The sequence below is a fragment of the Streptomyces sp. NPDC003635 genome, assembly GCF_053587635.1.
The window spans coordinates 133,700-146,868 of the sequence record NZ_JBSFOK010000006.1; the positions used below are offsets into that span (position 1 = coordinate 133,700).

Genomic DNA, 13,169 nt, shown 5'->3' on the forward strand with positions numbered 1-13,169 from the left:
GACGGGCACCCGGGAGGACCGTACTCCTGGGTGCCCGTCCGTCCGTGTGGGTCCTACAGCCCCGCGATCGGGTTCTTCAGCGTGCCGATCAGCTGCAGCGCGCCCGCCGGGTCGGCCAGGTCCACCATCTGCTGGTTGTTGCGCAGCTGGAGGCGGTTGAGGCAGGACAGGGCGAACTCCGGGGCGAACATGTCGTACTGCTGGAACTTGTCCGCCAGTTCCGGCACCTTCTCCTGGTACGCGCGCGTCACCTCGGCGACCGTCCGCCAGAAGTCGTCCTCGCTGAGGACGCCCTCCGTGGCGAGGTTCGCCGCGAGGAAGCGGAAGAAGCAGTCGAAGACGTCCGTGAAGATGGACAGCAGCTTCGTGTCCTCGGGGACGTCCACGCGCAGCCGCTCCACCGTCGGCGGCAGCACCGCGTCCGGGTCCATGACCGCGATCTCCTCGGCGATGTCCTTGTAGACCGCGCGCTGGACGACACCGTCCTTCAGGACCAGGATCACGTTCTCGCCGTGCGGCATGAAGACCAGGTCGTAGGCGTAGAAGCAGTGCAGCAGCGGCGTGAAGTACGCCGTCAGGTACCGCCGCAGCCACTCCGCCGGCTCCAGCCCGGACTGTTCGACGAGCGCGCCCGCGAAGGACGCGCCCTCGTGGTCGACGTGGACGAGGGAGGCCATCGTGGCGAGCTGCTCGCCCTCCCGGAGGGAGGCCACCGGGCTCTCCCGCCACAGCGCGGCCAGCATCTTGCGGTACGGCGAGTAGCGGTCCGTCGCCGCCTCGTACTCCAGGTGCCGGTAACCGACCGCCGCGCGCTCGCGGATGATCGACAGGCCCGTCTCCTTGAGCACGGGGTCGTTCTCGATGAGCTGGGCGAGCCAGTCGTTGATGGCCGGGGTCGCCTCCATGTACGCGGCCGACAGGCCGCGCATGAAGCCCATGTTGAGGACGGACAGGGCCGTCTTCACGTAGTGCTTCTCGGGGTTCGAGGTGTTGAAGAAGGTCCGGATGGACTGCTGGGCCAGGTACTCGTCGTCCCCCTCGCCCAGGCACACCAGGTGCCCCCGGGCGACCTCGGCGGCGAAGGTGACCGTCAGCTTGTTCCACCACTGCCAGGGGTGGACCGGGATGAGGAAGTACTCGGCGGGGTCGTGACCCTGCTCGACGAGCTGCCGGTGGAAGCGCTCGACGGTGTCCTCGCCCAGTTCGTCCCGGACGAAGGACTCGTACTCCAGGCCCACACCCGCCGTGAACGCGGCCCGCGAGCGGTGCGCCGCCAGCCAGACCAGCCGGACCGGGTTCGCGGCCTCGGGGGCGTACGACAGGTACTCATGGATCCCGAAGCCCAGCCGGCCGTTGTTGGCGACGAAGCAGGGGTGGCCCTCGGTCATCCCCGTCTCGATCTCCTGGAAGCCGCTCCTGGTGAGCTCGGCGACCGGGATCTGGGGCTTGGTGAGCTTGAAGCAGGTGCCGGAGAGGGTGGAGGAGACCTCCTCCAGGTAGACCGGCAGGATCGCGTCGCTCAGACCGAGGGAGTCCTTCAGCTCGATGAAGAAGTCCAGCGCGGCGAGGGGGAGGTCGACGCCGTCGCGACGACGGGAGATCGAGTCGGCGTCGACCTGCCAGTGGTCGAGGGCGCGGCGGACGGCGGTGAACCGGTACCGGGTCAGACCGTCGTCGCTGCGCACCTCGAAGCCGCCGTCGGCGGTGGCCTCGGGCGTGATCAGCCGCTCGTGCGCGAACTCGGCGAGCGCCTTGCGGACGAGCTGGCGGTTGGCCTTCTCCCAGCGCTCGGGGGAGAGGTGGGCCACGCTGTCGGCGAGGGTCACGCGGCCACCCCCGTCGCCGCGAGGAACTGCTCGCGCGTGCAGAAACTCAGCAGCGCCTTCTTCTCCGGCTTCTGGATCTCCCGCTCGGGCACGAACCCGACGGCTTCGTTCAGGGCGTGCACGGCCGTGTTGGAGACGTCCGGCTCGACGACGACCCGGCGGACCGCCGGGTCCTCGAAGAGGTGCGCCACCACGGCGGTGATGACGGCCCGGGTGAAGCCGTGGACGGGCCGGTCGGTGGGCGGGGTCAGGAAGTGCATGCCGATGTCGCCGGGCTCGGGCTGGTAGAGACCGACCAGTTCGCGGTGAGCGGGGTCGTAGTGCTCCATGAGGAAGGCGGGCGCGCCGCGCTCGTCCAGGCCCAGCAGGGCGTGGTGGTGCTCGTCGGCCGCGATCTCCATGTAGGCGCGCTCGACGTCCTCCAGTCTGGCGTCCTGCATCATCCAGAAGGCCGCCTTGGGGTGGGTCACCCAGCTGTGCAGCAGCACGGCGTCCTTCAGGGGGTCGAGCGGGCGGAAGGCGAAGGTGTGGGGGGTCATACGGCGAACTCCTGGAACGCGATGGTCTTCTCGACCGGGTAGTACTCGCTGCCGAGCAGCTCACGGATGATGCAGCTGTTGCGGTAGGGGCCCATGCCGAGGTCCGGGCTGGTGATGCTGTGGGTGTGCACGCCGGCGTTCTGGAGGAACACACCCCGGCCGGTCACGTCGATGGCGTAGTTGCGGGCGACGTCGAAGTTGCCCCGCGAGTCGCGGACGAGCCGGTCGGCGACGGGCTTCAGGAACTCCGGCTCGGCGTAGGCGTACCCGGTCGCGAGGACCAGGCCCTGCGTCTCGAGCTCGAAGTCCTTCTCCTGCTCCTCCTGGCGGAAGGAGAGCGTGTACGTCCCGTTCTCGTACCGGGCGCTGTTCAGCGAGGAGTTGGTGAGCAGCCGGGTGGGGACCGGCCCGCCGAGGTTCTTCTGGTAGAGCAGATCGAAGATCTCGTTGACGAGATCGCCGTCGATGCCCTTGAACAGGCCCTTCTGCTGGGCGACGAGCCGGTAGCGGGTCGCCTCCGGCAGCGCGCGGTAGTAGTCGATGTACTCCGGGCTCGTCATCTCCAGCGTGAGCTTGGTGTACTCCAGCGGGAAGAAGCGCGGCGAGCGGGTGACCCAGTTCAGCCGGTAGCCGTGGACGTCGATCTCGGCGAGGAGGTCGTAGTAGATCTCGGCGGCGGACTGGCCCGAGCCGATGATCGTGATCGATTCCTTCTTCTGCAGCTCAGCCTTGTTCTGCAGGTAGCGGGAGTTGTGGAAGAAGTCGCCGCCCAGGCCCTCGACGGCCGTCGGGTAGTGCGGCGAGGTGCCGGTGCCGAGGACGAGGTGCCGGGCGCGGAAGACCTCGCCGCTCTCGGTGCGCACCCCGTACAGCCCGGCGGCCTCGTCGAAGGTCACCTCGGTGACGGTCGTACCGAAGCGGACGCAGCTCAGCTTGTTCGCGGCCCAGCGGCAGTAGTCGTCGTACTCGACCCGCAGCGGGTAGAAGTTCTCGCGGATGTAGAACGAGTACAGCCGGCCCTTCTCCTTCAAGTAGTTGAGGAAGGAGTACGGCGAGGTCGGGTCGGCGAGGGTGACCAGGTCCGACATGAACGGGGTCTGGAGGTGGGCGCCGTCCAGGAACATGCCCGCGTGCCACTCGAAGTCGGGCTTCGACTCCAGGAAGACACCGTCGAGTTCGTCGATGGGCTCGGTCAGACAGGCCAGGCCGAGGTTGAAGGGGCCGAGCCCGATGCCCACGAAGTCGTAGGTCTTGTTCGTGGTCTCAGGAAGCGCGGTCAAGGGACTCTCCCAGGTACTGCTCGGCGTGGCCGGCGATCAGGTCGAGGACGGCGGCGATGTCGGCCGTCGTGGTCTCGGGGTTGAGCAGGGTGAACTTCAGGTAGTGGCGGCCGCCGACCTTGGTGCCCGCGACGACGGCGTCACCGGAGGCGAACAGGGCCTTGCGGGCGTAGAGGTTGGCGCGGTCGATCTCGGCCGGGTCGGTCACCGCGGCCGGGATGTAGCGGAAGACGAGGGTGGACAGGCTCGGCTCGACCACGACGTCGAAGCGCGGGTCGGCGGCGAGCAGCTGCCAGCCCTCGGCGGCCAGCTCGACGACCTCGTCGAAGAGCTGTCCGATGCCGTCGGCGCCCATGACGCGCAAGGTCATCCACAGCTTCAGCGCGTCGAAGCGGCGGGTGGTCTGGAGGGACTTGTCGACCTGGTTGGGGATACGTTCCTGCACCATCCGACGCGGGTTGAGGTACTCGGCGTGGTAGGTGGCGTGGCGCAGCGTGGCCACGTCGCGGACCAGCACGGCGGAGGAACTCACCGGCTGGAAGAAGGACTTGTGATAGTCGACGGTGACCGAGTCGGCGCGCTCGATGCCGTCGATCCGGTCCCGGTACTTCACCGAGGCGAGCAGACCGCAGCCGTAGGCGGCGTCCACGTGCATCCAGGTGCCGTACTGCTCGCACAGCTCGGCGATCTCGGGCAGCGGGTCGATGGAGCCGAAGTCGGTGGTGCCGGCGGTGGCGACGACCGCCATGGGGACGAGACCGTCGGCGCGGCACCGCTCCAGCTCGCGGGCGAGGGCGACGGTCTGCATGCGCTTGTCGTGGTCGACGGGGATGGAGACGACCGCGTCGCCGCTCAAGCCGAGGAGTTTGGCGGACTTCTTGACGCTGAAGTGGCTGACCTCGGAGGCGAAGATCCGCAGTGCGCCGAAGTCGTCGGCCTTGGCCTCCTCGCGGGCCAGCAGCAGCGCCTGGAGGTTGGACTGGGTGCCGCCGGAGGTGAACACGCCGTCGGCGGCGGGGCCGAGGCCGATGCGGGCGGTCGTCCAGTCGATGAGCTTGCGCTCGATGAGGGTGCCGCCGGCCGACTGGTCCCAGGTGTCCAGGGAGGAGTTGACGGCGGAGAGCACCGCCTCGCCGAGCACCGCCGGGATGACGACCGGGCAGTTGAGGTGGGCGAGGTAGCGGGGGTGGTGGAAGTAGATCGCGTCCCGGAGGTAGACGTCCTCCAGCTCGTCGAGTACGGCGGCGGTGTCGTGGAGCGGCTTGTCGAGGTCGATCGCGTCGATGACGGGGGCGAGGGAGTCGACGGTGACGCCGGTGAACGGCCGGTCGGTGGTGGCGAGTTTGGCGGCCACCCGCTCGATACCTTCGGTCACGGAGCGGCGGTACTGCTCCGCGGTCGTGTCATTGAGCAGGTGCGAGCGCATGGGGGAGTCCTCCGAGGGGAAGTCCGTGCGGGACGAAGGCGATGCGGAGTGGGGAGCGGGGCGCGATCGATCGAGGAAAACGATCGATCAACTTAGGTAAGCCTAACCTAACTTTATCGTCCAGGGCGCGAGCGTGATCCCACCCCGCCCGTGACGGTGGTCACTTCCGTCGCGTCACTCGCCGGCCTCGCGCAGCTGCTCCTCGGTCATCCCGCGCCGCCAGTAGCCGACGAAGGTGACCCGGCGCCGGTCGATCCCGCGCTCGCCCACGAAGTGCCGGCGCAGCGCCTTCACGCACCCCGACTCGCCCGCGATCCAGACGTACGGGTGCTCGGCGGCGGGGAGTTGGGCGTCGCGCAGGGCGTCGAGGGCCATGGGGGACCCCTCGCCGCCCCGGTCCTCCTGGACCAGCCAGTTGATCTCGGCGTCCGCCGCGGTGGTCAGGTCCTGGATGTCACCGGCGTCGTGGACCTCCAGCCAGACCCGGGCCCGGGGGCCGGCCGGCAGTGACTCGACGATGGCGCAGACGGCCGGTACGGCGGTGTCGTCGCCCCAGATCACCACGAGATCGGTGTCCGCGGGCGGCCGGAACCGGATGGCCCGGTTGTCGGCGACGGCGGGCCCGATCAGTACGACCCGGTCCCCGGCGTCGGCCGTGGCGGCCCACCGGGAGGCGGGCCCGGCGGGCTCGTGCAGCACGAAGTCGATGTCGATCTCGTCGGGGTCCCGCCGCAGCGCGCGCAGGGTGTACGACCGCATCACGGCCCGTACGTCGTCCGGCAGTTCCCGCCACCCCTGCCACCAGCCCTCACCGAGCTCGACGGGGACGGCGGGCGCGTCCTGCCCGGGATGGGGCAGGAAGAGCGACAGCGACTGGTCCTGTCCGTCGGAGTGGAAGTCGCGCAGCTCCTGCCCGCCGAACGTCACCCGAACCAAGGACGGACCGAGCCGTCGAGTCCGCACGACCTGAAGAGAGAAGAAACGGAACTGGACGGCTACGGCCGTGGTCATGACGGGTCGCTCCTGGGGAGGGAGTGGGGGAACCTACCTGACTGTCAGGCGACCTTCTTGGCGTTCTCGATGGCCTCGGCGAGGTTGTCGAGAAGCGGGGTGCACTTGTCGTACGACAGGATCGGCTCGGGCGAACGCGCGATGACCTGACCCGCCTTCACGGCGGGCAGCTTCTTCCACGTGGCCTCGGTGATGTCGGCCGGCTGGATCGTGGAGGACCGGTCGTCCATCACGATGATGTCGGCGTCGTACTTGTCGACGTTCTCCCAGCTGAGCGCCTCGAACCAGCCGCCGCTCTCGGCCTTCGCCTTCTCCGAGGGCTCGATGAAGTTCACACCGAGGGCCTTGAAGTACTCGAGGTCGATGGAGAAGTTGGTGCCGGAGACGTAGAAGATCGTCTCCGCGGCGGAACCGGCGAGCACCTTGATCTCCGGCTTCGCCTTGGCGGCGGCGCGCAGTCGGGCCGCGGCGGCCTCGAACTTCTTCTTGGACTCGGCGATCTTGGCCGACTTCATGTCCGCGCCGAGCGACTCGGCCAGCTCCCACATGCGCTGGAGCGGCTCGGTCATCTGGCGGTCGTAGACGGAGATCGCGACGTCCGGGGCGAGCTTGGCGATCTTGGGGGCCGACTCGACGGGCACGGACCACAGGGTGCCGGCGTCGTCGAAGGTCGTGGTGATGAGAACCTCGGGGGCGAGGGCCGCGTACTTCTCGATGTTCAGCTTGCCCCACTCGTTGCCGAGCACGGTGACCTTGCTGACGTCGAGGTCGCCGGCCTGCACGTCGGGCTTTCCGTCCGCGGTCGTGGTCGGGCCGAAGACGCCCTTGACCTCGATGCCGTAGTCGAAGAGCGCGGCGGCGACACCGGTGAACGCGACGATGTTCGTCGGCACCTTGTCGAGCTTCACGGTCGTGCCGCGGTCGTCCTTGAACGTCCAGGGGCCGGACTTCGCGGCAGCCGTCTCCTTGTCAGAGCCCTCGCTTTTCGCGTCGTCGTCGCCGCAGGCTGCGAGCACGGCACCGAGACCGAGGGCGCCGCCCGCGGCGAGGATGCCACGGCGGGTGAGGTGGGTGGCTCTGGCGTTGGACATGGGTACGCTGCTTTCGAACGATCTTGCGCGGGACAATTCGAAGGTAGGTTAGCCTAACCTCACCGTTTGTCCAGGGGTGGGTCCCTCTCCGATGCCGCCCGTACGCCTGGCATGAGGCCCACATCGGTGCGCAGCGAGGCCCAACTCCCCTGCGCGCAAGGGAGTTGGGCCGGTCCGGATCAGCGGGTCCGCCGCCGGCTCACGAACGCTGCGGCAGCCCCAGTTCCCGGGCGATCAGCATCCGCTGGACCTCGCTGGTTCCCTCGCCGATCTCCAGGATCTTGGAGTCCCGCCACATCCGCGCCACCGGGAACTCGTTCATGAAGCCGTAGCCGCCGTGGATCTGGGTGGCGTCACGGGCGTTGTCCACCGCGATCGTGGAGGAGTACAGCTTGGCCAGGGCCGCCTCCCGCTTGAAGGGCTCGCCCGCCACCAGCCGGCTCGCCGCGTCGCGCCAGGTGACCCGGGCGGTGTGGGCCCGCATCTCCATGTCGGCGAGCTTGAACTGGATCGCCTGGTTGGCGCCGATCGGCCGGCCGAAGGCGTGCCGCTCCTTGGCGTAGCGCACCGACTCGTCCACACAGCCCTGCGCAAGTCCCGTCGCCAGCGCCGCGATCGCGATCCGGCCCTCGTCGAGGATGCGCAGGAACTGGGCGTAGCCGCGGCCCAGGGTGCCGAGGAGGTTGGCCCGGGGGACCCGGACGTCGACGAAGGACAGCTCACGGGTGTCGGAGGCGTTCCAGCCGACCTTCGAGTACGGCGGCGCCACCGTGAAGCCCGGGGTCCCCGCCGGGACGATGATCGAGGAGATCAGGGGGGCGCCGTCCGTGGGTCCGCGGTCGGTGACCGCCGTGACCGTGACCAACCCTGTGATGTCCGTACCGGAGTTGGTGATGAAGCACTTGGTGCCGTTGATCACCCACTCGTCGGTCTCCGGGTCCAGCTGGGCCGTCGTCCGGGTGGCGCCCGCGTCGGAGCCGCCGTCCGGTTCGGTCAGACCGAAGGCGCCGAGCATCTCGCCCGAGCAGAGCCGGGGCAGCCACTGACGCTTCTGCTCCTCGGTGCCGAACAGATGGATCGGCATCGCGCCGAGCGAGACGCCCGCCTCCAGGGTGATGGCCACCGAGGAGTCGACGCGGGCCAGTTCCTCCAGGGCGATGCCGAGCGCGAGGTAGTCGCCGCCCATGCCGCCGTACTCCTCGGGGAAGGGCAGCCCGAACAGACCCATGCGGCCCATCTCGCGCACGATCTCGTAGGGGAACTCGTGGCGCTCGTAGAGGTCGCCGATCTTGGGCGCCACGACGTCGTGCGCGAACTCCTCCACCGTACGGCGCAGTTCTTCGAGCTCGGGGGAGAGCTTGTGGTCCATGGGGGTCACTCCTTGTGGGAGAGGGCTCGTACGGTGCGGGACGGGCTGGGGCGGCCCAGTCGGTCGGCCATCCACTCGCTTGTGGCGACGAGACGGCCGAGGTCGACGCCGGTGTCGATGCCGAGTCCGTGCAGCATCCACACGAGGTCTTCGGTGGCGAGGTTGCCGGTGGCGGACTTCGCGTACGGGCAGCCGCCCAGGCCGCCCGCGGAGGCGTCGACGGTGGTGACACCGTGCTGGAGTGCCGCGTAGGTGTTGGCGAGGGCCTGGCCGTAGGTGTCGTGGAAGTGCACGCCGAGCTTTGCCACGGGCGTGCCCCCGCCGGTGAGTTCGGTCAGCAGCGCGCGGACGTGGCCCGGGGTGGCGACGCCGATCGTGTCGCCGAGGCTCAGTTCGTCGCAGCCCATGTCGAGCAGGGCGCGGCAGACCCCGACGACCTGCGGCACGGGGACCGCGCCCTCCCAGGGGTCGCCGAAGCACATGGAGAGATAGCCGCGCACATGCACGCCCTCGGCCTTCGCGCGGGCGACGACCGGCTCGAACATGGCCAGCGCCTCGTCGACCGTGCGGTTGAGGTTGGCCTTGGCGAAGGACTCGGTGGCGCTGGCGAAGACGGCGACACGGGTGGCGTTCAGCGCGAGGGCGCGCTCCAGACCGCGTTCGTTCGGAACCAGCACCGGCAGGTCCACCGGGAGGTCGCTGACCTGGGGGAACAGCTCCTCCGCGTCGGCGAGTTGGGGCACCCACCTCGGGTGGACGAAGCTGGTGGCCTCGATCGTCGTCAGGCCCGCGTCGGCGAGACGGCGGACGAACTCCGCCTTCACCGGCGTCGGCACGGTCGACTTCTCGTTCTGCAGGCCGTCGCGGGCGCCGACCTCGTGGATCCGGACGCGGGCCGGCAGGCCGCTCTCCGGGACGGTCATGGGGAGCGTCACCGGTCCTCCTCCGCGTCGGCAGGGGTGATGACGGCGAGCACCTGGTCCATGGCGACCGTGGTGCCCGGGGTGACGTCCAGTTCGGCGACCGTGCCGGCGTGCGGGGCGGAGATGACGTGCTCCATCTTCATCGCCTCCACCACCAGCAGGCTCTGACCGGCGCTCACCTCGTCCCCCACGGCGACCTTGACGACGGTCACGGTCCCGGGCATCGGGGCGGTGAGCGAGTCGGCCCCGGAGTGCGCGGCCCGACTCAGCGACGCGGCCACCGGGTCGTGGTCGCGCACGTGCCAGGCGTCGCCGTCCCGGCCCAGCCAGGCGCCGTCCGGCGAGGTGGCGAAGGTGTGGGTGAGGCCGTCGAGGGCGAAGGTGAACCGCTGCGCCTCCCACACGCCTCCGGAGCAGCGAAGAGGCGCCTCACGGCCGGGCAGCAGCAACTCGGTCCGCCCGTCGCGCGTGCGGCGCAGGCGCACGGTCACCGGGTCGTGGCCCGGCACGTGCAGCGGGGTCGGAGTCCAGGCCGGCTCGCCGCCCAGGCGCCAGCCGTCGGCCGCCGCGAACGGGTCGGCCCAGCCGTCCCCGGGGGCCGGCGTGAGTGCCGCCCGGCGCAGCAGGGCCGCGGCCGCGTACACCTCCGTCGGCACCTGGGCCGCCACCAGCCCGTCGACCTCCCGCTCCACGAGCCCGGTGTCCAGTTCACCGGCCACCACCGCGGGATGGGCCAGCAGGCGGCGCAGGAAGCCCGCGTTGGTCTGGACGCCGAGCGTGACCGTATCCGCGAGGGCCGCGCGGAGTTTGCGCAGGGCCGTCGGGCGGTCGGGGCCGTAGGCGATGACCTTGGAGAGCATCGGGTCGTACAGGCTGCCGACCTCCGTGCCCTCGGTGAGCCCGGAGTCCGTGCGCACGCCGTCCCCGGAGGGCTCACGCAGGCGCAGGACCGTGCCGCCGGAGGGGAGGAAGCCGCGAGCGGGGTCCTCGGCGCAGATACGGGCCTCTATCGCGTGCCCGGTCAGCCGGATCTCGTCCTGGCCGAACGCGAGCTTCTCCCCGGCCGCCACCCGCAGCTGCCACTCCACCAGGTCCAGGCCGGTGACCAGCTCGGTGACCGGGTGTTCCACCTGGAGGCGGGTGTTCATCTCCATGAAGTAGTACGCGGAGGGGTCGCCGCCCGGGACGATGAACTCCACCGTGCCCGCGCCGACGTACCCGCACGTGCGGGCCGCCTCCACGGCCGCCCGTCCCATCGCCGCCCGGGTCTCCTCGTCGAGGAGCACGCTCGGCGCCTCCTCGACGACCTTCTGGTGGCGACGCTGGAGGGAGCACTCGCGCTCGCCGAGGTGGACGACCTGGCCGTGGCCGTCCGCCAGCACCTGGATCTCGATGTGCCGGGGGCGGTCGATCCACCGCTCGACCAGAAGCGTGTCGTCACCGAAGGAGGCCGCCGCCTCGCGGCGGGCAGCCGCGATCTCCTCGTCCAGCAGGTCCAGGTCCCGGACCAGCCGCATGCCCTTGCCGCCGCCGCCCGCGCTGGGCTTCAGCAGCACCGGCGGGCCCAGCTCCCGGGCCGCCTCGGCGAGTTCGGGGTCGCGTCCGCCGGGGACGACCGGGACTCCGGCCGCCCGCACGGTCTCCTTGGCGCGGATCTTGTCGCCCATGAGGGCGATCGCCTCGGCCGGTGGTCCGATGAAGACCAGGCCCGCCTCGGCGCAGGCCCGCGCGAACTCGGCGTTCTCGGCGAGGAAGCCGTAGCCGGGGTGGACGGCCTGGGCGCCGGTGCGCGCGGCGGCCTCCAGCAGCGCGGGGACGGACAGATAGCTCTCGACGGCCGGCGCGGGGCCGATCCGTACCGCCGTGTCGGCCTCCCGGACGTGCCGGGCGTCGGCGTCGGCGTCGGAGAAGACGGCGACCGAACGGATGCCGAGCGTGCGCAGGGTGCGGATGACGCGGACCGCGATCTCACCCCGGTTGGCGACGAGCACTGTGTCAAACATGGGTTGGGTCCTCACATCCGGAAGACGCCGAACTGGGGGTCACCCAGCGGGGCGTTCGCGCAGGCGGTCAGTGCCAGGCCCAGCACCTGCCGGGTCTCCAGGGGATCGATGACCCCGTCGTCCCACAGGCGGGCCGTCGCGTAGTAGGCGTTCCCCTGGCGCTCGTACTGCGCACGGATCGGTGCCCTGAAGGCCTCTTCCTCCTCGGCCGGCCACTCCTCGCCGCGCGCCTCGAGCTGGTCGCGCTTGACGGTGGCGAGGACGGAGGAGGCCTGCTCGCCGCCCATGACGGAGATCTTGGCGCCCGGCCACATCCACAGGAAGCGGGGCGAGTAGGCGCGGCCGCACATGGAGTAGTTCCCGGCGCCGTAGGAGCCGCCGACCACGACCGTCAGCTTCGGGACGCGGGTGGTGGCGACCGCCGTCACCATCTTGGCGCCGTGCTTGGCGATACCGCCCGCCTCGTAGTCCCTGCCGACCATGAACCCGGAGATGTTCTGCAGGAACACCAGCGGGATCCCGCGCTGGTCGCACAGCTCGATGAAGTGGGCGCCCTTCTGGGCGGACTCGGCGAACAGGATGCCGTTGTTGGCGACGATGCCGACCGGGTGGCCGTGGATCCGGGCGAAGCCGGTGACCAGGGTCTGCCCGAACTCGGACTTGAACTCCGCGAACCGGGAGCCGTCGACCACGCGCGCGATGATCTCGCGGACGTCGTAAGGGGTGCGCGGGTCGGCCGGCACCGCGCCGTACAGGCCGTAGGGGTCGACCTTGGGCTCCTCCGCCGACCGCACCTCCCAGGGGAGCTGCCCGCGCGGGGGGAGGGTGTCGACGATGTTCCGGACGATCCTGAGCGCGTGCGCGTCGTCCTCGGCGAGATGGTCGGTCACGCCCGACACCCGCGCGTGGACCTCGCCGCCGCCCAGCTCCTCGGCGGTGACGACCTCGCCGGTGGCGGCCTTCACCAGCGGCGGGCCGCCGAGGAAGATCGTGCCCTGGTTGCGGACGATGACGGCCTCGTCGCTCATCGCCGGGACGTACGCCCCGCCGGCCGTGCAGGAGCCGAGGACGGCGGCGATCTGCGGGATGCGGGCGGCCGACATCCGGGCCTGGTTGTAGAAGATCCGCCCGAAGTGCTCGCGGTCGGGGAAGACCTCGTCCTGCATCGGCAGGAAGGCGCCGCCGGAGTCGACTAGGTAGAGACAGGGCAGCCGGTTCTCCAGCGCCACTTCCTGGGCCCGCAGGTGCTTCTTCACCGTCATCGGGTAGTACGTGCCGCCCTTGACGGTGGCGTCGTTGGCGACGACCACGCACTCGCGCCCGCTGACCCGGCCGATCCCGGCGATGACGCCGGCCGCCGGGGCCTGGCCCTCGTACAGGCCGTCGGCCGCGAGGGGCGCCAGTTCCAGGAACGGGGAGCCGGGGTCGAGCAGGGTGTCCACCCGGTCCCGGGGCAGCAGCTTGCCGCGCGCGGTGTGCCGGGCCCGCGCCTTCTCACCCCCGCCGAGCCGGGCGGCGGCGAGCTTGTCGCGCAGCTCGGCCACGAGCGCGAGCTGCGCCTCCTCATTGGCCTGCCAGGCCTCCGACGCGGGATCTGCCGCGCTCGTCAGCTCCGGTGCCTCGTGCATCCTGCGGTCCCCTCACCCTTGTTAATGAGCGTTAACGCATTTCCTTCAGGTTAACGACCGCTAACCTCCCTGT

General features: G+C 70.3%; 10 protein-coding genes. All 10 read right to left on the reverse strand.

All coding sequences use genetic code 11. The annotated features are described in order from the left end of the window. Positions 1-53: 53 nt before the first annotated feature. Entirely contained in the window at positions 54-1,826 is a 1,773-nt protein-coding gene (locus ACWDRW_RS08370; protein ID WP_451721504.1) for an IucA/IucC family protein, read from the reverse strand. Further along, positions 1,823-2,365, reverse strand: a complete 543-nt coding sequence (locus ACWDRW_RS08375) for a GNAT family N-acetyltransferase (RefSeq protein ID WP_451721505.1) — start codon at positions 2,363-2,365, stop codon at positions 1,823-1,825. Before ACWDRW_RS08375 ends, ACWDRW_RS08370 begins: the two co-directional genes overlap by 4 nt. Continuing rightward, positions 2,362-3,645 carry a lysine N(6)-hydroxylase/L-ornithine N(5)-oxygenase family protein gene (locus ACWDRW_RS08380; protein WP_451721506.1) on the reverse strand — a complete coding sequence of 428 codons (1,284 nt, stop codon included), beginning with the start codon at positions 3,643-3,645 and terminating at the stop codon, positions 2,362-2,364. The genes ACWDRW_RS08375 and ACWDRW_RS08380 overlap by 4 nt, the downstream gene beginning before the upstream one ends. Then, positions 3,629-5,071: a lysine decarboxylase DesA gene (desA, locus tag ACWDRW_RS08385; protein ID WP_451721507.1), complete on the reverse strand. Its 1,443-nt coding sequence runs from the start codon at positions 5,069-5,071 to the stop codon at positions 3,629-3,631. Before desA ends, ACWDRW_RS08380 begins: the two co-directional genes overlap by 17 nt. Positions 5,072-5,245: 174 nt before the next feature. Then, complete coding sequence (locus tag ACWDRW_RS08390) at positions 5,246-6,082, reverse strand: siderophore-interacting protein (RefSeq protein WP_451721508.1); 837 nt, start codon at positions 6,080-6,082, stop codon at positions 5,246-5,248. A 44-nt stretch (positions 6,083-6,126) separates the two neighbouring features. Beyond that, positions 6,127-7,173 (reverse strand): ABC transporter substrate-binding protein, encoded by a 1,047-nt coding sequence (locus ACWDRW_RS08395; protein WP_451721509.1) that lies wholly within the window; start codon positions 7,171-7,173, stop codon positions 6,127-6,129. Between the two features lie 199 nt (positions 7,174-7,372). Beyond that, a complete protein-coding gene (locus ACWDRW_RS08400) occupies positions 7,373-8,542 on the reverse strand; it encodes an acyl-CoA dehydrogenase family protein (protein ID WP_451721510.1) in 1,170 nt (389 codons plus the stop codon). Positions 8,543-8,547: 5 nt separating this feature from the next. Further along, on the reverse strand, positions 8,548-9,477 hold the full coding sequence (locus tag ACWDRW_RS08405) for a hydroxymethylglutaryl-CoA lyase (RefSeq protein ID WP_451721511.1): 930 nt from the start codon (positions 9,475-9,477) through the stop codon (positions 8,548-8,550). Continuing rightward, positions 9,474-11,468 carry an acetyl/propionyl/methylcrotonyl-CoA carboxylase subunit alpha gene (locus tag ACWDRW_RS08410; RefSeq protein ID WP_451721512.1) on the reverse strand — a complete coding sequence of 665 codons (1,995 nt, stop codon included), beginning with the start codon at positions 11,466-11,468 and terminating at the stop codon, positions 9,474-9,476. Before ACWDRW_RS08410 ends, ACWDRW_RS08405 begins: the two co-directional genes overlap by 4 nt. Before the next feature lie 11 nt (positions 11,469-11,479). Beyond that, a complete protein-coding gene (locus tag ACWDRW_RS08415; protein ID WP_451721513.1) occupies positions 11,480-13,096 on the reverse strand; it encodes a carboxyl transferase domain-containing protein in 1,617 nt (538 codons plus the stop codon). Between the last annotated feature and the right edge of the window lie 73 nt (positions 13,097-13,169).

What these genes read in the sequence shown, in the direction of transcription:
- desA (WP_451721507.1), bottom strand. Translation starts at nt 5,071, where the DNA reads ATGCGCTCGCACCTGCTCAATGACACGACCGCGGAGCAGTACCGCCGC.
- ACWDRW_RS08400 (WP_451721510.1), bottom strand. Translation starts at nt 8,542, where the DNA reads ATGGACCACAAGCTCTCCCCCGAGCTCGAAGAACTGCGCCGTACGGTG.
- ACWDRW_RS08410 (WP_451721512.1), bottom strand. Translation starts at nt 11,468, where the DNA reads ATGTTTGACACAGTGCTCGTCGCCAACCGGGGTGAGATCGCGGTCCGC.
- ACWDRW_RS08415 (WP_451721513.1), bottom strand. Translation starts at nt 13,096, where the DNA reads ATGCACGAGGCACCGGAGCTGACGAGCGCGGCAGATCCCGCGTCGGAG.
- ACWDRW_RS08390 (WP_451721508.1), bottom strand. Translation starts at nt 6,082, where the DNA reads ATGACCACGGCCGTAGCCGTCCAGTTCCGTTTCTTCTCTCTTCAGGTC.
- ACWDRW_RS08395 (WP_451721509.1), bottom strand. Translation starts at nt 7,173, where the DNA reads ATGTCCAACGCCAGAGCCACCCACCTCACCCGCCGTGGCATCCTCGCC.
- ACWDRW_RS08375 (WP_451721505.1), bottom strand. Translation starts at nt 2,365, where the DNA reads ATGACCCCCCACACCTTCGCCTTCCGCCCGCTCGACCCCCTGAAGGAC.